The organism is Ornithinibacillus californiensis (assembly GCF_001038485.1).
In the GTDB taxonomy this organism is placed as follows: Bacteria; Bacillota; Bacilli; order Bacillales; family Amphibacillaceae; genus Ornithinibacillus; species Ornithinibacillus californiensis.
The window spans coordinates 35785-57871 of sequence record NZ_LDUE01000060.1 but is presented as its reverse complement, the minus strand read 5'-3'; the positions used below and the strand labels follow the sequence as shown (position 1 = coordinate 57871).

The 22087-nt window shown below is 38.4% G+C and carries 29 protein-coding genes; 17 read left to right on the top strand and 12 right to left on the bottom strand.

Going from position 1 to position 22087, the window contains the following annotated elements; all coding sequences use genetic code 11:
- The first annotated feature begins 17 nt into the window (after positions 1 to 17).
- The gene (locus tag TE34_RS20340) at positions 18 to 1088 is read left to right on the top strand and encodes a helix-turn-helix domain-containing protein (RefSeq protein ID WP_053075105.1); all 1071 of its coding nucleotides are present in this window, start codon (positions 18 to 20) and stop codon (positions 1086 to 1088) included.
- A 98-nt stretch (positions 1089 to 1186) separates the two neighbouring features.
- On the opposite strand, the gene TE34_RS15260 is transcribed toward TE34_RS20340, so the two are convergent.
- Positions 1187 to 1696 (bottom strand): YfiT family bacillithiol transferase, encoded by a 510-nt coding sequence (locus tag TE34_RS15260; protein WP_047985683.1) that lies wholly within the window; start codon positions 1694 to 1696, stop codon positions 1187 to 1189.
- A 174-nt stretch (positions 1697 to 1870) separates the two neighbouring features.
- Between TE34_RS15260 and TE34_RS15255 the strand changes: the two genes are divergently transcribed.
- On the top strand, positions 1871 to 2575 hold the full coding sequence (locus tag TE34_RS15255) for a class I SAM-dependent methyltransferase (protein ID WP_047985682.1): 705 nt from the start codon (positions 1871 to 1873) through the stop codon (positions 2573 to 2575).
- Positions 2576 to 2606: 31 nt separating this feature from the next.
- Positions 2607 to 2837 (top strand): hypothetical protein, encoded by a 231-nt coding sequence (locus TE34_RS15250; protein WP_047985681.1) that lies wholly within the window; start codon positions 2607 to 2609, stop codon positions 2835 to 2837.
- Between the two features lie 27 nt (positions 2838 to 2864).
- Here TE34_RS15250 and TE34_RS15245 read toward each other — a convergent pair whose 3' ends face one another.
- The gene (locus TE34_RS15245) at positions 2865 to 3617 is read right to left on the bottom strand and encodes a class I SAM-dependent methyltransferase (protein ID WP_236687170.1); all 753 of its coding nucleotides are present in this window, start codon (positions 3615 to 3617) and stop codon (positions 2865 to 2867) included.
- Positions 3618 to 3622: 5 nt separating this feature from the next.
- Positions 3623 to 4333 (bottom strand): metallophosphoesterase family protein, encoded by a 711-nt coding sequence (locus TE34_RS15240; protein WP_047985679.1) that lies wholly within the window; start codon positions 4331 to 4333, stop codon positions 3623 to 3625.
- A gap of 101 nt (positions 4334 to 4434) precedes the next feature.
- On the opposite strand from TE34_RS15240, the gene TE34_RS15235 reads away from it, so the two are divergent.
- The 4 genes from TE34_RS15235 (at position 4435) to TE34_RS15225 (ending at position 6549) form a co-directional block, all read left to right on the top strand.
- Positions 4435 to 4860 carry a hypothetical protein gene (locus TE34_RS15235; RefSeq protein ID WP_047985678.1) on the top strand — a complete coding sequence of 142 codons (426 nt, stop codon included), beginning with the start codon at positions 4435 to 4437 and terminating at the stop codon, positions 4858 to 4860.
- 41 nt (positions 4861 to 4901) lie between these two features.
- A complete protein-coding gene (locus tag TE34_RS21115) occupies positions 4902 to 5069 on the top strand; it encodes a DUF4083 domain-containing protein (RefSeq protein ID WP_157037653.1) in 168 nt (55 codons plus the stop codon).
- Positions 5070 to 5616: 547 nt separating this feature from the next.
- Positions 5617 to 5997 carry a hypothetical protein gene (locus TE34_RS15230; RefSeq protein ID WP_047985677.1) on the top strand — a complete coding sequence of 127 codons (381 nt, stop codon included), beginning with the start codon at positions 5617 to 5619 and terminating at the stop codon, positions 5995 to 5997.
- 69 nt (positions 5998 to 6066) lie between these two features.
- Positions 6067 to 6549, top strand: a complete 483-nt coding sequence (locus TE34_RS15225; protein WP_047985676.1) for a tetratricopeptide repeat protein — start codon at positions 6067 to 6069, stop codon at positions 6547 to 6549.
- Between the two features lie 58 nt (positions 6550 to 6607).
- Here the strand turns inward: TE34_RS15225 and TE34_RS15220 are convergent, their stop codons facing one another.
- The 5 genes from TE34_RS15220 to TE34_RS15200 form a co-directional block, all read right to left on the bottom strand.
- Positions 6608 to 8158, bottom strand: a complete 1551-nt coding sequence (locus TE34_RS15220; RefSeq protein WP_053075104.1) for a LysM peptidoglycan-binding domain-containing protein — start codon at positions 8156 to 8158, stop codon at positions 6608 to 6610.
- A gap of 126 nt (positions 8159 to 8284) precedes the next feature.
- Entirely contained in the window at positions 8285 to 8482 is a 198-nt protein-coding gene (locus TE34_RS15215; RefSeq protein ID WP_047985674.1) for a hypothetical protein, read from the bottom strand.
- Between the two features lie 18 nt (positions 8483 to 8500).
- Positions 8501 to 8998 carry a GNAT family N-acetyltransferase gene (locus tag TE34_RS15210; protein WP_236687169.1) on the bottom strand — a complete coding sequence of 166 codons (498 nt, stop codon included), beginning with the start codon at positions 8996 to 8998 and terminating at the stop codon, positions 8501 to 8503.
- Positions 8988 to 10283, bottom strand: a complete 1296-nt coding sequence (locus TE34_RS15205; RefSeq protein ID WP_047985672.1) for an NAD(P)-binding domain-containing protein — start codon at positions 10281 to 10283, stop codon at positions 8988 to 8990. The genes TE34_RS15210 and TE34_RS15205 overlap by 11 nt, the downstream gene beginning before the upstream one ends.
- Positions 10284 to 10303: 20 nt before the next feature.
- Positions 10304 to 10654 (bottom strand): ArsR/SmtB family transcription factor, encoded by a 351-nt coding sequence (locus TE34_RS15200; RefSeq protein ID WP_047985671.1) that lies wholly within the window; start codon positions 10652 to 10654, stop codon positions 10304 to 10306.
- A 230-nt stretch (positions 10655 to 10884) separates the two neighbouring features.
- On the opposite strand from TE34_RS15200, the gene TE34_RS15195 reads away from it, so the two are divergent.
- The 6 genes from TE34_RS15195 (at position 10885) to TE34_RS15170 (ending at position 15341) form a co-directional block, all read left to right on the top strand.
- On the top strand, positions 10885 to 11214 hold the full coding sequence (locus TE34_RS15195) for a hypothetical protein (protein WP_047985670.1): 330 nt from the start codon (positions 10885 to 10887) through the stop codon (positions 11212 to 11214).
- Between the two features lie 22 nt (positions 11215 to 11236).
- Complete coding sequence (locus tag TE34_RS15190; RefSeq protein ID WP_084710735.1) at positions 11237 to 12433, top strand: MFS transporter; 1197 nt, start codon at positions 11237 to 11239, stop codon at positions 12431 to 12433.
- Positions 12434 to 12503: 70 nt separating this feature from the next.
- Positions 12504 to 12728 carry a hypothetical protein gene (locus TE34_RS15185; protein WP_047985669.1) on the top strand — a complete coding sequence of 75 codons (225 nt, stop codon included), beginning with the start codon at positions 12504 to 12506 and terminating at the stop codon, positions 12726 to 12728.
- 21 nt (positions 12729 to 12749) lie between these two features.
- Entirely contained in the window at positions 12750 to 13598 is an 849-nt protein-coding gene (locus TE34_RS15180; protein WP_047985668.1) for a class I SAM-dependent methyltransferase, read from the top strand.
- Positions 13599 to 13732: 134 nt separating this feature from the next.
- Entirely contained in the window at positions 13733 to 14245 is a 513-nt protein-coding gene (locus tag TE34_RS15175) for an RNA polymerase sigma factor (protein WP_047985667.1), read from the top strand.
- Positions 14238 to 15341, top strand: coding sequence for a hypothetical protein (locus tag TE34_RS15170; protein WP_047985666.1), 1104 nt, complete (start codon positions 14238 to 14240; stop codon positions 15339 to 15341). The genes TE34_RS15175 and TE34_RS15170 overlap by 8 nt, the downstream gene beginning before the upstream one ends.
- 42 nt (positions 15342 to 15383) lie before the next feature.
- Here the strand turns inward: TE34_RS15170 and arsC are convergent, their stop codons facing one another.
- Genes arsC through TE34_RS15155 form a run of 3 tightly spaced genes read right to left on the bottom strand, consistent with a single transcriptional unit; the run spans position 15384 to position 17480 of the window.
- Positions 15384 to 15803, bottom strand: a complete 420-nt coding sequence (gene arsC, locus TE34_RS15165; RefSeq protein WP_047985665.1) for an arsenate reductase (thioredoxin) — start codon at positions 15801 to 15803, stop codon at positions 15384 to 15386.
- 16 nt (positions 15804 to 15819) lie between these two features.
- A complete protein-coding gene (locus TE34_RS15160; protein WP_047985664.1) occupies positions 15820 to 17118 on the bottom strand; it encodes an arsenic transporter in 1299 nt (432 codons plus the stop codon).
- A gap of 17 nt (positions 17119 to 17135) precedes the next feature.
- Positions 17136 to 17480, bottom strand: a complete 345-nt coding sequence (locus tag TE34_RS15155) for an ArsR/SmtB family transcription factor (protein ID WP_047985663.1) — start codon at positions 17478 to 17480, stop codon at positions 17136 to 17138.
- A gap of 147 nt (positions 17481 to 17627) precedes the next feature.
- Here TE34_RS15155 and TE34_RS15150 point away from each other — a divergent pair, with 147 nt between their 5' ends.
- Together TE34_RS15150 and TE34_RS15145 are read left to right on the top strand one after the other, a co-directional pair.
- Positions 17628 to 18137, top strand: a complete 510-nt coding sequence (locus tag TE34_RS15150) for an RNA polymerase sigma factor (RefSeq protein ID WP_047985662.1) — start codon at positions 17628 to 17630, stop codon at positions 18135 to 18137.
- The gene (locus tag TE34_RS15145; protein WP_047985661.1) at positions 18127 to 19044 is read left to right on the top strand and encodes a hypothetical protein; all 918 of its coding nucleotides are present in this window, start codon (positions 18127 to 18129) and stop codon (positions 19042 to 19044) included. Before TE34_RS15150 ends, TE34_RS15145 begins: the two co-directional genes overlap by 11 nt.
- A gap of 90 nt (positions 19045 to 19134) precedes the next feature.
- Here the strand turns inward: TE34_RS15145 and TE34_RS15140 are convergent, their stop codons facing one another.
- Positions 19135 to 19833, bottom strand: a complete 699-nt coding sequence (locus TE34_RS15140) for a DUF5694 domain-containing protein (protein WP_236687168.1) — start codon at positions 19831 to 19833, stop codon at positions 19135 to 19137.
- A gap of 195 nt (positions 19834 to 20028) precedes the next feature.
- Between TE34_RS15140 and TE34_RS15135 the strand changes: the two genes are divergently transcribed.
- A complete protein-coding gene (locus TE34_RS15135; RefSeq protein ID WP_047985659.1) occupies positions 20029 to 20577 on the top strand; it encodes a sigma-70 family RNA polymerase sigma factor in 549 nt (182 codons plus the stop codon).
- Positions 20570 to 22057: a hypothetical protein gene (locus TE34_RS15130; protein ID WP_047985658.1), complete on the top strand. Its 1488-nt coding sequence runs from the start codon at positions 20570 to 20572 to the stop codon at positions 22055 to 22057. Before TE34_RS15135 ends, TE34_RS15130 begins: the two co-directional genes overlap by 8 nt.
- Positions 22058 to 22087 lie beyond the last annotated feature (30 nt).

Here is a 22087-nt window from a genome sequence, read left to right as displayed (position 1 = left end):
TTTGGGGAGATTAAAAAATGTTAAACAGTCAACTAATCGGTTCATACATATCGAAATTACGAAAAGAGAAAGACCTCACACAGGTAGAACTTGCAGAACAGTTAAATGTAAGCCACCAAGCCGTTTCCAAATGGGAAAAAGGAGACTCTATTCCAGATGTCGGGACTTTGATCACATTAGCTGACGCGTTTCAAACATCTGTGGACGACATATTGAATGGTGGGAAACAAGAGAAGCAAATAAAAAATATTGGACCTATTATCCACAACGTCGTGAACAAGGAAACGGAAAAAGCTGCTAACATCGTAAATAAGGGTGAATCAGATGTAGAAGATCTCATATCTATTGCCCCTGTATTAAAATCCAGTTCACTAGGAAGTATTACAAAAAATATCGATAATGATAAATTGTCATTAGAACACATTACACAATTAGCACCCTTTCTAACAGAAGATGCACTAGAGGAGTTATTCAATAAAATATCGGTTGATGATGCTTATGAAGTAAAAGATATCATTCACCTTGCTCCATTCTTAAAGAGTGAACTACTCACAAAACTTTTGATGGAAAAGAGAGACTCGCTAAGTATCAGTGATATTGCACATCTTGGTCCATTTATTGGTGATGAAATTAACGATATAATTAGAGAAATACCATTAGAGGATATTCGTTGGGAGTTTCTTATGGGATTAGCGCCATTTGTTCACTTGGAAGTACTTCAAGGCTTGGTTGAAAAGGCGGATATGAGTCAGGTTACATTTTCCAAAATTGTAGCCATTGCACCGTTCTTGGATCAGGAAACAACGGATAAGATAGCACTTCGAATTCACGAAGAAAAGGTAGAGGCTCACCATCTAGCAGCAATTGCCCCATTTGTCAGTAAAAAAGCACTTGGTGAGATAGCCAAATCGGTTGAATTAGATGATCACACGTTGACCGCAATCGCACCATTTCTTGGCCAGGAGGCGCTTGGTAAACTAATCGGAGAAGCTGATTTAAAGAAGTTAAGCCCGAGTGCTTTAGCAAGTCTAGCACCTTTTTTAAGCCAGGAAACATTAATAGCATTAATAAGTAAGATTAAAAGCTAACAGGTAGCCAGAGCATAAATTAAAAGACAGACGAAATCGAATCTCATTTCGTCTGTCTTTATTAATATGACAACGTATCCTTCACCATTCTTAATGTATTACTTTGATAATGCAATTTTTATATGAGCTAAGTGATGCTCTTCATGCCAAGATAACTTTGCAACTTTTGTTGCAACCGCAATGTTACCATTTATTTGGTGAGTAAAGGTTCGACCTAATTGTTCTTCGGTTAAGGTGTTTCCTAAAGATACAATTCGCTCATTGATACCTTCCAACATTTTAATAGAACTTTCTACAGGAAGCTTTGAATCCGGTAGACTAACCCACTTTTCTTCATCAAAAGCTGGAACTGTTGGATTCTCGTCTGTTAAAGCTAGCTTCAAACGTTGATACATGGTCAACTGCGAATCTGCAATGTGATGAACAAGTTCGCGAACTGTCCAGCTACCTTCACGATACTTTTCACTTAATTCTTCTTCACTTAATGGGTCTACCGTTTCTCTTAATCGAATTGTGAATGTTTCAATTTCCTTTAGCCATTCACGGATATTTGTCAATGTTACTTTCTCAGGAACTTGTAGTTTCCCAATGGGATACCTTACATCCATTTTGCATCCTCCAATTCATTATCCTATTAATAAATATCTATATATATTAATACTAACATAACACCCTAAAAGCATCAGAATTTTAAAACATAAACAGCGAGCCAGTTAAGATCGCCTCGTTAATCAATATTCCCAATTATGGTAAAATTAACTTAAAGGAAAGGAGTGCTCCGAATGAATGAAACGATATCTAATTACGAAGATCTTCTTGAAATGCTAGATTCCTTCTTACGGGAACCAACACAATTCTGGGATGGCTTCTACCAAGACCGTAATAAACCTATTCCATTCTTCCAAAATAAGCCCGATGAGAACCTAGTTTCCTATTATAAGAATGGTTTTATCTCTTCCGGAAAAGTGTTAGAGCTTGGTTGTGGGCCAGGAAGAAATGCAATCTACCTTGCCAAAAATGGATTTAAAGTGGATGCAGTAGACATCTCAAAAGAAACCATTGAGTGGGCTAGGGAACGGGCCAAAGAAGCTAATGTGGATATCAATTTTATCATCCAAAACATATTCCATCTCCATACAAAGCAAGACACATACGATTTAGTTTACGATTCTGGCTGCTTCCACCACCTTGCTCCTCATCGACGGATGGACTACATCAACCTAGTAAACTACTCTCTTAAACCTGGAGGATACTTTGCACTTACTTGCTTTGTTACTGGTGGTAAGTATGGAGGTTCTGATATTACGGATTGGGAAGTATACCGATTAGGTAACCTTCAAGGAGGTTTAGGTTTCAACGAGGAAAAGCTTCGACATATTTTCAAAGATTTTGAGGTAGTAGAGATACGTAAAATGATTGATATGGATACATCTAGTGCGGCATTCGGAACTTCCGCATTATGGACTGGTCTATTTAGAAAGAAATAATCTAGCTAATCCTTTTATATGAGGTGTTAATATGAGCGTCTTTACAAGGTTCACCCTTATCTTTTTCATAGCCTTTATCATTGTTAATCTTCCTCTATTTAGAGTTGGCTACGTTATTGATTGGGTAGATGAGGCAACAATAATTCAAAAGATAACGGCTCACATTAAAGAAGGATTAGCAGTTAAGTTGATTGTCTCTATCGTCATCGCAATTCTAGGTAATGCTATATATACCATATTGAAACAAAAACAAAAGGAGTAACCCCACCATACAATGGCGGGGCTGCTCCTATTCCCTTTTACTTGCCTTAATTATAAACGTTGCTGGAATTAACTTCGCTTTATCCACGGAATACCATCTGCGATGATTACCTTCAGGAACTATATCTGGCAATACAACATCATCAATTACTCTATCTATCACGAGCCCTACCTTTATTAACGTATTAATATAGGTAGTTAGTTTCCTATGGTATATGATAACCTCATGATTCCATGCCTCATTGTATTCGGGTCCTTCTTCTAGATAAGATTTCTCCACGATAAAAGACGAGCCCTCTCGTTTCACTCGATCATGCATCGGATGTTCCCAACTGAATACAAACGTTCCCCCTGGCTTTAAATAACTACAAATATTAGCCAGCGTTCTTTCCAAATCCACCGTCCAACCTAGCGCATAGATGGAATAGGCGATATCAAAATATTCTTGTGGTAAGCCTGGATTTTCTTCCATAGGTGACTCATATAGATTCACTGGAACAGATTGAGCTTCTAGGAGCTGGGAAGCTGTCTCGATTTGCTTAGTAGTCAGATCTAATCCCCATAGCTCACTCGCCCCCCTATTGCCCATATACTGAAGGGAATGACCGCTTCCGCAACCAATATCCAGTACTTTTTTGTCTCTTACATCCCCAAATAGATTCAAATCTTCCTCCGTTGGTGCTAGTGGACCTAACTCTGGAAGGGCAGTTCTGCCGAAGAAGCGCTCCGCTGCATTTTCCCAACCGTCTTTATTTACTTTTAATATTTCCTTTGTCTCCAACCCCATTACCCCCTATATTTCGCGTACAACAACTCATTTTCGTATTTCTCATACCCCGGCATTCCAAGGTCTTTTGTTACCGCTAGTTCGCTTTCCTTATCATAGTCTAATCGGACAAATTGAATCGTATTTGTACCTTGACTTCCATCCAAAATAGCATACGATGCGGATGGAATATCTAATGCATTCCCGACACTACCAACATTACAGATGATCCCGTGTTTATACGTCTGTAGTAGTGTTACATGGATGTCCCCGTAAAATACCATATCGGGATTCCTTTCAGACAGCCCAGTCTCCTCTGTGTTATCAAACAAACTCAGGATTTTCTCTCTCGGATGTGCGTACGGGAAGATTCGGTTAAATTCACTTTGCGGAGATGCGTGAAAGAAACGAATGAGTTGGCCATTCATCTCTAGATCAATATGGAAGGGTAGTGATGCAAGATACTGCATATCTTCTTCCGATAGCCGCTTCTGAACCCATTGCAATTCCTCATATTTCGTCTCTCCTAGAATGTTCACATCCCAATTACCGCGCACAACTTTTTCACAATGCTTTCGAACGAGTGCGATACACTCGGAGCCCCGGGGACCTTTTCCCACTAAATCACCAAGGCAAAATATCCTTTCAATACCACGAGAATAGATATCTTCTAACACCGCCTCTAATGCGGTTACGTTACCATGGATATCTGATATGATTGCAATTTTCATTTTTTCACTTCCTACTTATCAGCATTTAGTATGTATATTATTCTACCAAAGTTGTACAATTAAGAAAAAACAAAATTCCTGTGGAGTTTAGGAGAATGATAATGAACAAGAAATTACTCGTAGCTTGTTGTTTTATTTTAGGTATTGTTATTTATGGTATCTTTCAAGTCCAATCACCAGGATCATGGGACCTTGACTCACTTACCAGAATTGATATAAAACTACCCGACGGTGAGCAACGAATGATTGTCGAGGAGGATTCCTTAGAACAAGTGAAATCCATACTAGAGGAAGCAGAGTGGGACAATCAAGAAGAAGCTTCAATCGAAGGAGAACAAATAAGAGTAACCTTATTTCTCTTATTAGATAAAAACATGCCCGAACGATTAGTAGCGTATGACATTTGGTTTGGAGAAACGGGTGCTATTCTACGGGATATAGAAAAAGAAGAATACGGACATCTAACGAAAGACCTCACATTGAATTTAAGGAATATATTGGTAAATAAATCGAAACCCGGGATTTAGAATGGTACAATCAAAGTAAGAATTAATCTAGGAGGGATTGTATGGGTGATTTCTATATTGGGGATATGCTTTATCAGCTTTTCTCTTTTGGGATACTCGCTTTATTTATATTTCTTATCGTTTCTCTGTTCAAATCCTCTAAAGAACGCAAACGCCAATTAGATAGAATAGAAGAAAAACTAGATTCTTTAAGCAGAACAAATGAGTAGGTATAATCTACCATTTCGATAGCCATGACTATCGAATGATTACCTATCACCTAATTTAGGCTACAATTATAGTATGCATGGGGAGTCGTTAGGGTGGGATTTTCACTCCCTCTGGATCCATTTCGTTTGGTGAAAGGGGGGATGCCTTTGGATTTAGTGATATCTATTTTGATGTTACTAGTTGCAGCGGGTTCATTTTTGATATCTTTGCTGGAGTTTGTAAGGCGGTTAATTGACGACAAGATTAACAATAAGTGAACCCCCACCCGTGACGGCTAAATCACTATAAGGTGAGGGTTCTTCTGTCCATTTTTAATTGTAAGATGTTCAGAGGGGATTCCACACCTGAACTTCTAACCATGCGGAGCCGGGGATGTACGGTAACATCCTCGGTTCATTTTATGCTGATTTGAAAATTATTATACCGACAACTTCACCTTATGTCTACCTACCTTCTTCTTCATATTTTCTACCCTACTCCTCCCAGAATACAACTATCAGAATATTTGTTATACTATACAAGTAAAAAACAATTAGGAGAATTAATATGAAAACTTTAGAAAAAACAATAACAGACTATTACACTAGTTGGAATGAAGGCTTTAATACAAAGGATGATCAGCAAATACGAAGCTACATGGCTGAGAACTTTGTCGGTATCTTTGGTTATTCAACGATTGAAAGCCCTGAAAAATATGATTACCACTATGATATTGTTTCTGTCCTAAGTCAGTATCCAGAAGACACAAGAAAAGAGTTTAGCATAATACTAACAACAGAGAGAAAGAACGGAGAAAATTATATCATTACTGGTACCGAAACAAGCTACATAAATGGCGAACCTCATCTCGCTCAATGTATGTATGTCTGGGGATTGGAAGGAACCGAATGGAAATTGCTTCGTGAATATATTGAAATTGAGCAATAAGTGTCTAAATTTATGATTTCAGACCAATTGGACTTATAGAAAGTTGGAATCTTCGAGAGGTAGATTAGTATGAGAGAAAAACTTAATCAAGCTATTATATTAAGAAAAGATGGAAATTTAAAGCAATCGAATACCATTATGCTTGAATTAGCGCATTCATTCCCTAATGATGCTGAAATTAATTACCAATGCGCATGGAGTTATGATGTCTTAGGAGAAGAATCGAAAGCAGTGCCTTTTTACGAAAAAGCAATAGCTTTAGGTTTATCCGGTGAGGACTTAGAAGGTGCTTTACTAGGGTTAGGCAGTACCTATCGCACACTTGGTGACTACGAGAATTCCAAAAGAACGTTTGAAAAAGGAATCGAATCATTTCCTAGTAATCGTGCATTTCATGTGTTTTATGCGATGACTTTGTATAACTTAAAGAACCATGACAAGGCAATGGAGTTATTGTTAAATTGTTTAGTTGAAACTACCTCTGATAAGGAAATTCTAAACTATGAGAAGGCCATTCGGTTCTATGCAAATAAGTTAGATCAGGTCTGGTAGAATAGTCAAAATCCTCATCCAAGCTCTTTATAAAGTATGGATGAGGATTTTTTTATTACTAAAAAGAAAACACATGATTCCCAATAGTAGTAGAAACAACCCTACTTCCTAAATAGGAACTCGATGCTTTATCTGGGTTATAAAAGAATAATGCACCATTTGTTGGATCTTCCCCATTGAGTGCCCGTTCTGCCGCTTCATAATTTTGTCCGTTCGGCTCTGCGGTATGAATGACGCCTGTTTCTGCTGGTGTAAATTGATAATAGCCATAGCTTTTTTCAAATAAAACCTCTTTTATAGTATTCGGAAATAATGGGCTATTAACCCGATTCATAATCACAGCACCAATGGCAATTTGTCCCTCTATGGATTCTCCTCGGCCTTCACTGTAAATCATTTTCGCAAGCCACTCGACATCTTCCTGGTTCACCTCGGACTGTTGTTCTGCTGTTATCGATGTATCTGTCGGAGTAGTTGCTATACTACCCGATGGAATTGTCAATGTCTGTCCAATGCTTAACGTATTTGAGGTTAAATTGCTAGCCTGCCTTATCGCATCTACCGTTGTTCCGCTTTTTTGAGCAATACTAAATAGCGTATCCCCGGAAACAACTGTATACGATGTTGTTTGTGCTTGAGCTGGTGCAGATGTACTGCCTGAAGGAATCGTTAATGTTTGCCCGATGCTTAGAGTATCTGATGATAAATTATTAGCTTGCTTAATCGCATCAATCGTTGTCCCACTTTGGTTAGCAATACTATATAAGGTATCTCCAGATATCACCTTATAAGTCGCGTTCGATTGCACAGGTGCGGTTACATTGCCTGTTGGAATCGTCAACGTCTGCCCGATGCTTAAGGTATTCGAAGTTAAATTATTAGCTTGCTTGATCGCATCCACTGTTGTTCCACTTTGATTGGCAATACTATATAGCGTATCACCGGAAATAACAGTATAAGAAGTTGTTTGCGTTGGTGCTGCTGGTGCAGATATACTGCCAGACGGAATCGTCAATCTTTGTCCGATGCTTAAGGTATTTGATGTTAGGTTACTAGCTTGTTTTATCGCATCAACGGTTGTCCCATTTTGTTTGGCAATACTGTATAACGTATCTCCCGAAACAACAGTATAGGAAGTTGTAATCGTTTGGGCCGGAGCAGTTGTCACTCCATTTGGGATGATTAATTTCTGCCCGATGTTTAGTATATCCGAGGATAATTGATTAATCTGTTTAATCGCATCAACTGTTGTTCCATTTTTCTTAGCGATACTGTAAAGCGTATCACCTGGTGAGACAATGTACGTTGATGAAACAGTCTGCGATTGAGTTGTTTTAGCTTCAGCTGCAGATGCTTGTGTTGTAGGAAGTACACCCATACCGAATGACGTTAATAACATAGCTCCTGCCATAATCTTAACACTCTTCACCTTTAACGAAGGAAACATCCTTTTCACAAAGCCCTCTGCTTCCTTCTCTATATTTGTTTCATCTTCTTTGGTTACAGTTCCTAATTCACTCGAAAATTCTGTTAGGTTTTCATCGATGTATAGGATCACTTCAATTCCATTTTCTGTTTCATTTATTTTATATCGAGTAAAAGGTCCCACTATATTCCACCTTCCTTTTACTCTTTACTATCTCCATTCTTTTTAAATTCACTTAAACAATTTTCACGAGAAGCAAACATAAAAAGCCCAGTTCAAATTTCGAACTGGACTAATTTCTAAAGGTCTTTATTTCGCTATAGCATCAAAGGCTAGCAGAAACTTTTCATAACTCTCTTGACCTAAGGTATCGCTTTTATTACGAAAAAGTCTTTCAAAAGCGATTTCCTTTGCTTTTAAAGCTGGACAATCTTTTGTATTCATAATCAATTTCATATAAGCTACAAAATAATCTATACTTAATGCTCCACCTCGATTTAATACCATCATATACCACCCTTTAGATTAGAATTTTTTCTCAAGCAGGACAACATCACGCCATACGCCATCTAATTGTGCAATTCCCTCTCGATACCCAACCTCGCGAAAGCCAAATTTTTTATGCAAGGCGATACTTCCCGGGTTTTCTGGAAAGATGCTTGATTGTAACGTCCATATCCTGTTTTCCTTTGCCGATTGAATTAATGCGTTCATCAATGTAGAGCCGGTACCTTTTCCACTAAAATCAGGCTCGATATAAATACTCACTTCAGCCACACCTTGATATACCACACGTTTTGAATAAGGTGTTAGTGCGCACCAGCCAATGATACGCTCATTTTCCAATGCAACATAACGACTATGGGGTAGATGGTTATTATTCCAGTCCTCCCAGGTGGGTATATTGGTTTCAAAGGTGGCGTTTCTTGTCTCTAACCCTTTACCATATATCGCTAATACCGCTTCGGAATCTTCCGCTTTCATCGGTCGAATAAATAGTTGGGTTCCGTGATTAGCAGCCACAACCAGCATCTCCACATCCCGTATTTACGCCAACAATTTGTAATTGCTTCGGTGCGGGATTCACTTTACACACACCTGTTTCTGGTAGTTTCAATTCCACCTTCTTGGCCGCTTCCAAATCACCAGAAATATAAGCTACAATTGAACGAACTTGCTCATAGCCCGTTGTCATGAGGAAAGTTGGTGCACGACCATAGCTTTTTACACCTGCAATATAAAAGTTTTGTTCAGGGTGACGTAATTCTCCCTCTCCATGCGGTCTTACTGTGCCACAGCTATGAAGATTTGGATCAATTAATGGTGCCAATTTTGGTGTGCTTTCTATAGCGGGATCTACGTCTAATCGCAACTCGCTAAGGAATGTAAAATTAGGTCTAGCCCCTGTATTAACGATTACTTCATCTACATTCCGTACTTCCATGCCTTCTGTAGATAGAATGTCAATTCCGTTCTCACCCTCAACGATATCTTCTACATAAAAGCCCGAAAATACGTTTACTACACCATTATCTATAATTTTGTGCGTTTTCGTTCCGAGTGCCCCTCTTGCTGCTAACGCATCACTATCTTCTCCACCAAATGCCTCTTGCACCTGTTGTTTACGCACAATCCAAGAGATTTTAGTTTCCGGATAGCTTTCTTTCAACTCGGCTAAATCAATTAATGTATTTAGTGCCGAATGGCCACTCCCAATAACGGCAATATGTTTATTCTTAAACCGTTCTTCTTCCGCTTTTATATTTGGTATGGTTGTGATTACACGCTCTTTGATCTTCTCATCACGCCAAACGCCATCCGCAAATGGAGGATTCGAATTATTCCATGTTCCACTTGCGTCGATAATTGCTTTCGCTTCGATCTTCTTTGTTTTCCCGTTTGATTTAGCATAAATAACAAAAGGCGTGTTCTCTCGGGAAGAAGACTTCATCTTGTCTTTATTTTTTCTCGTTACTGCTGTAACTTTCGTTTGATATCGAATTTTTCCTGCGAACTGTGGGAGTTTTGCTAATGGCTCTAAATATTCTTCTACGATTTCCTTTCCGGTTGGAAGCTTATCCGCTTCCGGCTCTACCCAGCCCGTATTATGTAATAGCTCTTTTGCAGCAGAATTAATGTTAAACCCCCACGGAGAGAATAGTTGCACATGTCCCCATTCTAGGATGTTACTACCAACGCTTGCCCCTTTTTCTAAAACTAAAAATTCCTCATTCCGTTCATATAAATGCGCTGCCGCCGCAAGTCCAATGGGCCCCGCTCCAATGACTACTGTAGGTAAACTATTCATGATTTAATCCCCCTTTAAATTTAACAACTACAAGATATATCGGATTTCCCACTATTATCAGCTCTTCGGAATAAACAACATAACTCTTCTGAAAGTGTTTGATTCATGACCTCATTATTAATGGAATAATAATGTAAAGTTCCTCGCTTTTCTCGTTGAATGAGATCTGCCTGCATTAGTATCTTTAGATGATAGGAAAGCTTAGATTGGGCCATTTTCATTACCTCTTCTAATTCACACACACAGATTGATTCTTCTTTGGAGTCTGCTAACAAGTTAAGTATCTTTAGTCTCTTTTCATCCGCTAATGCCTTAAAGGTTTTTTCATATTGTTTAAAAGTAGCTTGTAATTCCGTTACATCGGTTGCCATATGTATCCCCCTTTTCTTACATCAAATTATTTTGATATTTAAAGTATACATCAAGTTTATTTGATGTTCAAGTGGTTAAATCAAATTTTTTTGATGTTTCATTGCATCTTCTTCTCCATTTATATCCATTCTGATATTTTGCAATCAGAAAATTATTTAAATTACATCTTTCGTTATTTTTTAATTATTGTATAGTTATAGAAGAGGTATTAACAGAGGAGGGAAACGATTTGGAGGATATATTAGTTTATGGTGGGCCAATCGTTTATATCTTGTTGGCAGGATTGTTTCAATTTTTCATTTCGAAAAGTGCGTGGAATCCATCAAGAAAAACTCTTTTTAGTATTGGGCTTTTCATGACCATGATTGTTGTTCATGTCATTATCCTGATATTCCTTATTTACACCCCTGTCATGGAAGGGGAAGGTTCTGCTGCAGTTGGCTATCTTTTCGCCTTCGGAATTATGTGGGTTGGAGGTTTATCTTTCTATGCAGGATTAACACAAGGCATAACCGCCATTATCGTTTGGGCTGTAAAGAAAATCAGGCAAAAGAGTTAATCATAAGTTAGGAGAATTCGCAGTGAGCACAAATACTAGTTTTCGCTCTATCTGGCTCAGTAATGCCACTTCCGAACTTGGAGGTGCCGCTTACACAGCTTGTAACTCTATCGTTATTTTTCAACTTACCGGTTCAACTACCGCACTTGGCTCCGTTTGGCTCATCTACTATATTTCTTCATTCTTCATGCAGCTTTTCATCGGTCCCTATGTGGACCGGTGGAGCAGGAAGTGGACGATGATTAGTTGCCAGCTTATACGTATGTTACTGGCTTCCATTTTTGTTGTATCTTTATTGATGGATAGTTATACGATTACGTTCATCTATATTATGCAAATTATTATCGGTATGATTATGCCCATATTTGTTCCAGCTAATCAAGCTATACTGCCTACTATATTACATAAAGATAAACTTGATAGAGCAAATGCCTCCCTCGATAGTGTCAGGCAGGTAATGGTAATCTTAGGGCCAATAATGGCTGGTGTATTTGTTGATTATTTAGCTGTAGAATGGGTTCTTATCATCATAGCATTTGCCTTTTTATGTAGTGCGCTCATGCTACTTACTGTTACGGAAGACTATCATCGGAAAAAGATACGAAGACCGTGGATTGTTGAGTTTCGCGAAGGTGTTAAAGCCTACTTCAACCATAGGCTCATCGTTTGGCTTGGAGTCTTCTTTGGGTTTGTTCAATTCGGCGTTGGTGTGACCATTGTAACAACAATTCCCTTCATCACCACTATCCTCGATGAGCCTTACTCTGCCTATGGTGTATTCATGGCCGGGTTTCCAATTGGCTATACACTGGGGGCACTTATAAGTAAAAGAATAGGAAATGTGAAAGGGCTTGGGATTCTCTTTTCCGCACTTTTCATCGGGGGATGTACATATTTATCCTTAGGATTCACACCGTGGTTATCTCTGGCTATCATTACAGAGGTTATTGCCGGAATGGTGATTGCCATCTTCAATATTTATAACATTACGTGGATCCAACGATTAATTCCTAATCACGTTATGGGAAAAGTAACCTCGGTTCGATTACTTATTATGCGAACGATGATGCCTTTAGGAATATTATTTGCTACGGTAGCTGCTCCAATTTTACCGATTCGCATTATGTACATTGTGATTGGTTGCGTCATTTGTGTCACTTCGTTTGGTGGTTATCTTTATTTACGGAAGAGAAACGTGGTGGAGCTTCAGTATACGTAACACGTAGAAATATTCTAAATTATGGTACGATAGAGTGAGAATAAAAAATATTGATCAAAGGAGTATACCTATGAGTAAAAGAGCATACGTAACTTACGCTGTCTTGGGAATTTTTATTGGATTATTTATCATCCCCTCTATGTTAGATTGGTTGGGCGTACCTTCCCTTTCAACTGTATTCGATAAGGTACTGGGGGAACCAAATCTAGTAAACAGTATAATCGTATTCATTGTCATCGGTATTCTAGTATCTATTCTTGGTCGAGGACTTTATAAAGGTTATAAAAACATTTAATGGGCAAGAAAGGAACTAGACATGTTAAACAATAACGCATTAAATACTATCTTGGCGTGTATGGCTACTAGTAAAGAAGCTTATGAGATTCAGAAGGTACAGACAGCACACCGTATCAAGCTAGTGGAATCTTGGGGTATGGAGGAAGGAAGTAAAATTCTCGAAATCGGCTGTGGGCAAGGTGACACAACCGCTGTGCTTGCTTATTACACGGGAGAAACAGGTCTTGTTCACGGGGTGGACATTGGCCCCCCAACCTATGGAGCGCCAATTACACTGGGTGAATCTACGGATTACTTAAAGCAATCTAAACTAGGGAAACAAATTAAAATTAATTTTAATATGGATATCTTATCACCTGACGTCGACTTTCCGGAAGACGCTTTTGATTATGTGGTGTTTTCGCATTGTTCCTGGTATATGAAGTCCACCTCAGAACTCCTACATATGATGAAAAAGGTAAGAAAATGGGCAAAACAATTATGCTTCGCTGAGTGGAGTACAACGATTCATTCACTCGAACAGTATCCACATCTGTTAGCGATTCTAATCCAAGCCCAATATGAAGCTTTTAAGCAAAATAGCGAATCGAATGTACGAACAATCCTAACTCCTCCAGAAATCCGTACAGTGGTTGAGGATGCAGGTTGGAAAGTACTTGAGGAGACTACGATTCATTCACAAGATTTACAAGATGGTCAGTGGGAAGTCGATATGGTCAAGCATGATATTAACTTCGAATTAAGTCGAACCGAAAACATGCCAGGGAAGTTTAAGGAGCTTATTCGGTCCGAGGTACTGATGCTAGAGCAATATATAAAGAATGGTGTAATCAAACCATTATCGGTTTACAGCTTTACCGCAAACTAGTTTACTAGCCAATATATCTGAGTTACAGAGCATGCATGTTGCAGTGCTCTGTTATTTTTTGAAATAAAGTGCGATAACCATACCTGGTACGTCGTCTAAAGAGATAGATAGAAAAAAGGGGAGACGTTTTTACTATGGAAAAAGAAAAAGTCATCACCGATTGGTTTTACCAATACAGTGATGAAATCTATAACTTCTTCATCTATCGTCTTGGTACAGCGGATGTCGATGATTTTGTCCAGGAAGTTTTCATTCGAGCAATGACTGGCTTCGAACACTTCCAGCAAAATTCCAGTCCAAAAACCTGGCTATACAGTATCGCCAAGAACATAACGATTGATGAAATCAGGCGAAGAAACCGAAAGAAGTGGAAATCGATCATCCCTTTCCAAGCTCAACACGAACCAAAAATGACAGAGACTCCCGAGCAATTACTACATATGAATGAAGAAAACAAAGAACTTTACCATGCCATTCTTTCCTTAAAGTCTGGATATCGGGAAGTACTCATTTTACGGGGGATTAATCTATTTACCGTTACAGAGACTGCCGAAATATTAGGTTGGAGTGAGAATAAAGTTCGCTCTACCTACCATCGCTCCAAAAAGGCATTAAAGAAAAAGTTAGGAGGTAACCTCCATGAATAAAGATTCATTAGAAAGGAAGCTAGAATCAATGCCACAGGCTAAACTTAATCACGAAAAGAAAGACAAATTGATCCAAACTATCATTCATAATGATGATACTCAGAAGAAAAGAAGTAATTGGAATACAGTCTTTCGTTGGTTAGCTCCGCTTGGAGGGACCGCAGTTGTTGCATTGTTAGTATGGATTTTAGTTGTTCCTAATTTTGATGACGCCGCTCCTCAAGCAAGTTTAGTAGCAGAATACCAACTCGCAGACATTCAAGATTTAGAGAAATTTAGTGGCATGATTAAGCTTCCGACATATGCACCTTTCAACGTAGGCGAGTTACATTATCAGGAGCTTTTCGTTAACGGAATTGATGATATCATAGAGGGTAAGGTAGAGTTTATTCAACCACAGATTACTTACTTTTCAAGTGATAACCCTGAACAACTATTCACCATCCTTATGTTTAGTACGAATCACGAACACCTCTATCAACCTATAGGTGAAGGAGAGTATAACGAGATTGTGGAATTTGATGATGGCTTGAAAGCTGAATATTATACACCAAGTGAAGAAATATCACATTTTTCTTGGATAGAAGATGATATGTATATCACACTAACTATTGTCTCAACAGCCAGTGATCCAATACCATTAGAGGAAGTTATTAAAATTGCTAAGTCCTTTGAGTTGTATGAAGTGAATAGTGAAAACTACCATGTTTATACGGTAGATAATTGTCCAGAGACGTATATACCATGCGTCAATGCATTCACTAATAGTGATGCAGTAAAAGCCTTCAATGGAACAAGTAGCCTAACAAGAGAAGATGGAAGTATGATGTTTGGAGATGTTTTTCACGAAGACATTGAGAAGAATCTGGATACATTGAAAGTAGATAAAAATGGAGCTGTTACGCTTGATTTTATTACTATGAATCCTGACAGTTTCATGGTCTATTTGTTGGATGGAAATGAAAGAGTTGAAGAATTTGAGTCTAACCAAAACACCTTTCATGCCCCTAATGAAAAAGGTACTTACGTCTATGAGGTTTTTGGTGAATATAACAATGGAACGGTTCATCACTATTTAAAGATCAAAGTAAAATAATTCTATAAGATAAGGCCATGGATTCCTCCATGGCCTTTCTCATTATTCTCCAGTCTCTGCAAAGCGCTTAATCCGTTCCCCTATCTCATCGCGTACACGTTGGAAGACTTGCCATTTTTCCTCGTCTGTTCCTTCCGCTTTCGCCGGGTCATCAAATCCCCAGTGTTCTCTTTTCACATGTGGTGGTGTCATTGGACAACGGTCAGCAGCATCTCCGCAAAGCGTTACTGCCATCGTTGTGTTGTTTAGGTATTCATTATCAATCATTTCTGATTCTTGATTGGAAATATCAATACCTACTTCATTCATCGCCTTCACTGCGTTTGGGTTCAAACCGTGCGCTTCAATTCCAGCACTTCGAACTTCCCATTCGTCACCTAGAAGTTTTTTCGCCCAACCTTCTGCCATTTGGCTGCGACAAGAGTTACCTGTACATAAGAAATAGATTGTTTTTTTAGCCATTAGAATTCTCCTTTAATTAAAATATCGTTAACGTTAGATATAGACCTAATAGAGTAATAAACAGAATGGGAATTGTTAATACAATACCCGTTTTAAAATACGTTCCCCAAGAGATTTTAACTCCTTTTTGGGATAAAACATGAAGCCATAACAGAGTTGCCAAAGACCCAATCGGCGTTATTTTTGGACCTAAGTCCGAACCAATAACATTCGCATAAATCAATGCTTCACGGATAACGCCAGTCGTATCTGTTTCCGCAATGGCAATGGCATCAATCATAACAGTCGGCATGTTGTTCATAATCGAAGATAGTACTGCAGCAATGAATCCCATTGAAATCGTTGCAACAAACAATCCTTGCTCGGCAGCTAATTGTATTAGATCAGCTAATAAATCAGTTAATCCAGCATTTCTCAATCCAAATACTACAACATACATTCCTATCGAGAAGAACACAATATTCCATGGTGCGCCTTTAATCACTGCCGTCGTATTCACGACCTCACTTCTACGAGCAAATAATAGGAAGAAAATAGCAATGATCCCCGCAACAATCGAAACCGGAAGATTAATGAATTCACTCACGAAGTAACCTACTAGTAAAACACCTAGCACATACCACGAGATGTTAAATAACTTCTTATCTCGGATTGCTTCCGACGGTTGCTTCAACTGAGATATATCGTAGTTCCGAGGGATACTCTTTCTAAAGTAAATTAATAGCACAGTAATCGTAGCTACTAACGAGAAGATATTTGGTAAAAACATCCTCGTCGCATATTCTACAAATCCGATTTCAAAGAAGTCTGCTGAAACGATGTTTACTAAGTTACTTACTACAAGAGGTAAAGACGTTGTATCCGCGATAAACCCACTTGCCATAATAAATGGAAAGACCATTTTCTCTTTAAAGTTCAAGTTACGCACCATTGCTAAAACAATCGGTGTCAGGATTAGTGCCGCTCCATCATTCGCAAAGAATGCGGCAACAAGCGCGCCAAGAATACTGACATAAACAAACATCTTGATTCCATTACCTTTAGCCGCCCTCGCCATGTGCAGCGATGCCCATTCAAAAAATCCAATCTCATCTAAAACCAATGAAATAAGTATAATCGCGACAAAAGCCAAGGTTGCATTCCATACAATCCCTGTCACTTCCATCACATCATGATAATCAACGACACCTATAAGAAGTGCCAGGATCGCTCCACCGCAGGCAGACCAACCAATATTTAATCCTTTTGGCTGCCAAATTACTAATATTAGCGTGGCCAAAAAGATCGCTATTGCTAGTATAACCGTTGCTGTCAAAACATTTCCCCCTCAAGTTAACAACAAGAAATTCGTGTTCCTTGTTCTTCTAATTCTTTTAATTTATCATCTTGACTAGGTAGCTGAGCGAGAATCTGTTGAATAAACGGATAATACTCATTCGTTTTATTTATCGAGTAAAATATCCACTGTCCTCTTCGTTCTTCTTTCACCAAACCTAAGTCTCGTAATTTACGCAGGTGTTGACTAATGGACGGTTGGCTCGCTTTAAAAATTTCCACAAACTCACAAACACAGCAGTCATGATGATCCAATATTTTCATCATTGTAAGACGAGTTTTATCACCGAGTAATTTTAGAATGCTTGCCGCTTTATCCATTTCAATTGCTGTTTTTAGCATTGCTATTCACCACCTTAAGTATTCGTATATAAGTATATAACGATTTGCTTATATGTTCAATGTAAAAACTTCTTTATACTGTTTTTATTAATTTCTGTAATTATTTCTGTGATGATTCGTCAAATAAATAAGAAGGAGGGGAAGCGTATGGAGGAACATTCAATTGAAGATTGGTTTCATAACTATGAGCAAGATGTTACGAGTTTTCTAGTTTACTATACTGGGTCTGTAGAAGTGGAAGACCTTGTACAGGATACGTTTTTAATAGCAATGAACAAATTAACCAGTTTTAAGGGCGATTCCCATCCGAAGACATGGCTTATTTCCATCGCAAGAAATATCGTTATTGACCGCTATCGAAAAAATAAAGTTTGGGAGAGAATTAAACATATCCTTTCAGCCGAACAGCCCATAGCAACAACCATTGAAAATAGTATTATGAAAAACTCTGAACAGACGCAACTAGTGAATGCCATCCATCAGCTTCCTTCTCCATATAAAGAAGTGGTCATACTACGAGGAATTATGGAGCTTTCATCTAAAGAAGCAAGTGTCATCCTTAAATGCAGTACAAACAAAGTTAATGTGATGTATCATCGTGCACTTAAAAAGATAAAAGAGATTCTAGAGGAGGAGGGGTTCTGTTATGAGGGATAACCAAGAAATTCAGGAAGAGCTACGTAACCTTCCAGCGCATTCACTTAATAAGGAACAAAAACAAAGAATTCTTTCGAAACTAAGTACCGGGAATGGAATGGTCAGAAAGAGACCGTCTTATAAACCTTTTATAGCAATCATTACTTCCCTTGCTCTATTTAGCATACTTGTCCTATATCAATTGAACTGGAATAATACCCTCCATCAGGCGGAACTTCAACCAATAGAATTAACCGCACCAGAAGCAAAGATTTTCACTCTATCAGGTTCTAACAAGGAAGTGATAGGCATTGAAAATCAGGTTGCCCTTTTAAATGTTTTCGACCACTTTGTGGCAGAGGATACACGACGGGTCGCTAAGCTAATGATCCATTATTGGGGAGACCCAACTACCCTTATAGGAAAAGATTACCATGTTGAGGCCATGAACACATACGGCGAGAAAATCACATTGGCAGAAGGAGAGCTCTACTCCCCTCTCCATGGCGAGGATGCACATACATTGACGAGATTCTCACCGTTTCCAACCGAAGGAGAATGGCAACTATCCTTTTATGTAGAGGATCAATTGCATGGTGAGTTCACCCTAGATGTTCTACCTTCATTTCCTAAAACTGAGCACTATACGTTAATCCATTCGCCAGAAGAATTAAGCATTGGGGAGACAGTGGTATTGACGATTGAAAGTACTGGGGAAATCAAAGAACATATAAGTGTAAAATTAGTAGACGAAAACGGTAATGTAGTTGAACATGGTGTATTCAAGCAAGATTCCATGAATTATAATTCAGCAACTAATGCATCGGTATATTATTTCATTGGTGAAATTAAGTTTCCTAATCAAGGAACTTGGATATTAGTAATTGACGGCGAGGAAACAAAACCGTTTGATATTTTTGTAGATTAGCTTTAAGGATACGTACAGTGGCCTCCTGTACGTATTTTTATTTCTACAAAGAAAAACAGCTTGGCTATCCAAGCTGTTTATTTACACGAATCAACGAAGATACGGTAGAGGTTCGACAACCTCACAAATCTCACTTTCTTCCAGGAATTTGGTGACGATGGAACAGTGGGAATTACCTACTATAAATAAAATACGTTCTTCCTCCGAGTTAATCAGCCGGGATATGTTAGAGAACATAATTAAATTCCGTTTATACCACCAACTCAACCATTCCATGCCAATATAATTACCTATGTCCCCTACACGTGCCAAATTGACATATATCTTATGTAGCTTGTTAAGTAAAATGGGGTCATTGAGCTCTTCGTAATAATCTATGATACTTTTGTCATTTGTTAATTCAGGAAAAGATAAATCTTCAAAAATCTCCTGGAAAAGCTCGGGTTGATTTTCTCTTAGCCATCCGTCCATCTCGCCATAGCTCATGTCAGCTTCACCCATCCAATCAGTAGGATAGATTTGCTCATGCCCCAGACTTGCACCTAAACGAAAAGCAACTTGGTATATTTCATTCCTACCGAGTTGATCATTGCCTAATTTGTACTGTTTGTATTCTTCATTGTAAGACTCACTATCTCCAGGTACCATCTCCACAGCAATCTTCGTTGGTTTATATTTTTCTAATGCACTCACCAGCTCCTCTATTTCCGCTTGCCTTTTCGGAGAATCTAATCCTTCATGTTCAGCCATATGAAACGTTCCAAGCACAAGAACTTTTGCCTTTTCCATTTTCATGCCCCCCTTAGTTACGTACAACCTTTTAAACACTCTATATGTAGTTTAACATAAACGATGGAATAGTTTGATTATTCTACGCATTACTCGAACTTCAATTTATCAAATCTTTTTGGGACTTTTTTTGTTTTCATCCGTCTTTAGTATTACAATCGATTGTTAGAGAGAGAAAGAAAAGGGGTTAACCTTATGGATCAAAACATAGACATACCTTCCTCCATCCAATCCAGTGACAGAGAAGGGGCAGTCGAGTGGATCATGGAGGAATACGGGGAAAGTTTAAAGCGATTTATTTACACGTATACGAAGAATCGGGCACAAATGGATGATATCTTTCAGGAAGTGATGTTAACCGTATATCGGAAACTAGACACTTACGAAGGTAGAGCATCACTTAAGAATTGGCTTTACCAAGTGACCGCTAACAAGTGTAAGGATTACTTACGCTCACCAATCCACCGGTTAATCATCTGGAAGGACCAAATCAAAGACAAATCGACGATGAATACTCCCGAACAGAGTGTTTTACAAGATGAACAAAAACAAATAGTCATCGAATCGATTATGAATCTACCAATTAAGTACCGGGAAGTATTGATTCTACAATACTATAAAGAATTCAGCATCCAAGAAATTAGTGACCTACTGCTGGTCAATCCCTCAACCATTAAGACACGGATTATGCGTGCCAAAGAGAAACTGAAATTGGAATTGAAGGGAGAATTTTTCGATGAGTAAGCTATCAAAAGAAGATTTTGATGAGTACCTAGGAAATGAAAATTATTATAATGAGGAAGATAAAGAACGTTTTTATAGAAATATCCAGCCTTCAAAAGGGTGGAAAAAGCATTGGGTTCCGCAGGCGTTATCTGTAGCATTGCTTGTTGGACTGTTTGTTATAGGCGTACAATTTTTCCAAGGAAATATGCCCATTACTTCTACAGATGAGGAAGAAGCAGCCGAATCGAAAACCGATTGGTCTCTTTGGAAAGAAGCAACCAGTACAAAAGATGTGGAGGCCTATTATGATGCAACTGTTCCTGGATATCGAATTGCTAGGGAATTGGATCAAGTCATAGACCTAAATCAAAAACACGCCTTAAATGATGAGATAACATTGTACATGGATAAAGCCTGGTACCATGAAGATAAAATCTATTTGTTTTATAGTATGGATCTAACGAATGAAGAAGTAGTGGAGGAAAACCATCTAACCGGAAATATCTCTGATTTTGTTCTATATAAGGAAGATGGTTCAACCGTTCAGCTAGAAACAGAAAATTCAAGTCCTTGGAGTGGTATGTATCTTAGTGATGCATTCAATAACAAACTATACCGAGTTGCAACAATTTTGCTAGAGGATGAAAATCAGTTATCCAGTATGAAGGAACTAACCGCCTCATTTTCTATTGATGCTCATAATGAAGAAGCTACAGTAACGGAGGTTAACATACCTGTCTCTTATGGCAGTGAAGTGATTACATCTAATGAATTAAATGAGTCGCACTTTTCTCTTCACTCACAATTTAATTTAAAAAGATTTGACATGAGTAATGGTAAAGGCTATCTATTCGGCTCTGTTCAATCAGACTTAGGCCAGAAATTAGAGAGTATTTATGGCGAATTTAGAAACAGTAATGGGGAAAAGATTTCCGTTATGGAGAGAATAAACCCTCTTTATGAAGGTGAATTTTTGATTGAGATTCCTGAGTTAGCCGAGAATGATATATCCATGGTGTTAGACCACTTATTCATACAGGAGAATGAGGAATCTCTTCAGCTATCCATTGATGTTTCAGATTACGAAGGTAGTGTTTCCGAAGACCCTGTGGAAAAAGAAATGGATCAATATATGGATGAAGTGAACAACATGTATGTCTTTTTACGAAGTCTGCGTTTTGACCAGCAAGGGGTTACTGTGGGAATATCTACAGAACAAAGTGCACAGGATGACACAGCTCAAATACATTTTTCTAGCTTCTTTCCTAAAGTAGCTGGTTGGTCATTTCCTAATTCCCTTACAGCTGTGGCTGATGATGGGGAGGAAGCAAAAGAATACCATTTTCTCCAGACAAGTTACCAAGTCGGCAGTGAGATTAACACATTCGGATTAACGAAATCCTTTATTAAAGATAAAGATGAGGTCACAATTAGTATTGGTGATCTGTCATTTGGTGAAGAGTTTAATTGGGAAGTAGAGATCCCGAAGCAGGATTAGGAGATGGACTTAGGGTGTATGCCCTAAGTT

Excerpts from the sequence above, each read along its gene's own strand:
- TE34_RS15170 (WP_047985666.1), top strand. The coding sequence starts at position 14,238 with ATGAATAAAGATTCATTAGAAAGGAAGCTAGAATCAATGCCACAGGCT.
- TE34_RS15255 (WP_047985682.1), top strand. The coding sequence starts at position 1,871 with ATGAATGAAACGATATCTAATTACGAAGATCTTCTTGAAATGCTAGAT.
- TE34_RS15140 (WP_236687168.1), bottom strand. The coding sequence starts at position 19,833 with ATGGAAAAGGCAAAAGTTCTTGTGCTTGGAACGTTTCATATGGCTGAA.
- TE34_RS21115 (WP_157037653.1), top strand. The coding sequence starts at position 4,902 with ATGGGTGATTTCTATATTGGGGATATGCTTTATCAGCTTTTCTCTTTT.
- arsC (WP_047985665.1), bottom strand. The coding sequence starts at position 15,803 with ATGGCTAAAAAAACAATCTATTTCTTATGTACAGGTAACTCTTGTCGC.
- TE34_RS15240 (WP_047985679.1), bottom strand. The coding sequence starts at position 4,333 with ATGAAAATTGCAATCATATCAGATATCCATGGTAACGTAACCGCATTA.
- TE34_RS15135 (WP_047985659.1), top strand. The coding sequence starts at position 20,029 with ATGGATCAAAACATAGACATACCTTCCTCCATCCAATCCAGTGACAGA.
- TE34_RS15185 (WP_047985669.1), top strand. The coding sequence starts at position 12,504 with ATGAGTAAAAGAGCATACGTAACTTACGCTGTCTTGGGAATTTTTATT.
- TE34_RS15230 (WP_047985677.1), top strand. The coding sequence starts at position 5,617 with ATGAAAACTTTAGAAAAAACAATAACAGACTATTACACTAGTTGGAAT.
- TE34_RS15250 (WP_047985681.1), top strand. The coding sequence starts at position 2,607 with ATGAGCGTCTTTACAAGGTTCACCCTTATCTTTTTCATAGCCTTTATC.
- TE34_RS15225 (WP_047985676.1), top strand. The coding sequence starts at position 6,067 with ATGAGAGAAAAACTTAATCAAGCTATTATATTAAGAAAAGATGGAAAT.
- TE34_RS15200 (WP_047985671.1), bottom strand. The coding sequence starts at position 10,654 with ATGGCAACCGATGTAACGGAATTACAAGCTACTTTTAAACAATATGAA.
- TE34_RS15205 (WP_047985672.1), bottom strand. The coding sequence starts at position 10,283 with ATGAATAGTTTACCTACAGTAGTCATTGGAGCGGGGCCCATTGGACTT.
- TE34_RS15130 (WP_047985658.1), top strand. The coding sequence starts at position 20,570 with ATGAGTAAGCTATCAAAAGAAGATTTTGATGAGTACCTAGGAAATGAA.
- TE34_RS15180 (WP_047985668.1), top strand. The coding sequence starts at position 12,750 with ATGTTAAACAATAACGCATTAAATACTATCTTGGCGTGTATGGCTACT.
- TE34_RS15235 (WP_047985678.1), top strand. The coding sequence starts at position 4,435 with ATGAACAAGAAATTACTCGTAGCTTGTTGTTTTATTTTAGGTATTGTT.
- TE34_RS15145 (WP_047985661.1), top strand. The coding sequence starts at position 18,127 with ATGAGGGATAACCAAGAAATTCAGGAAGAGCTACGTAACCTTCCAGCG.
- TE34_RS15260 (WP_047985683.1), bottom strand. The coding sequence starts at position 1,696 with ATGGATGTAAGGTATCCCATTGGGAAACTACAAGTTCCTGAGAAAGTA.
- TE34_RS15175 (WP_047985667.1), top strand. The coding sequence starts at position 13,733 with ATGGAAAAAGAAAAAGTCATCACCGATTGGTTTTACCAATACAGTGAT.
- TE34_RS15150 (WP_047985662.1), top strand. The coding sequence starts at position 17,628 with ATGGAGGAACATTCAATTGAAGATTGGTTTCATAACTATGAGCAAGAT.
- TE34_RS20340 (WP_053075105.1), top strand. The coding sequence starts at position 18 with ATGTTAAACAGTCAACTAATCGGTTCATACATATCGAAATTACGAAAA.
- TE34_RS15155 (WP_047985663.1), bottom strand. The coding sequence starts at position 17,480 with ATGCTAAAAACAGCAATTGAAATGGATAAAGCGGCAAGCATTCTAAAA.
- TE34_RS15215 (WP_047985674.1), bottom strand. The coding sequence starts at position 8,482 with ATGGTATTAAATCGAGGTGGAGCATTAAGTATAGATTATTTTGTAGCT.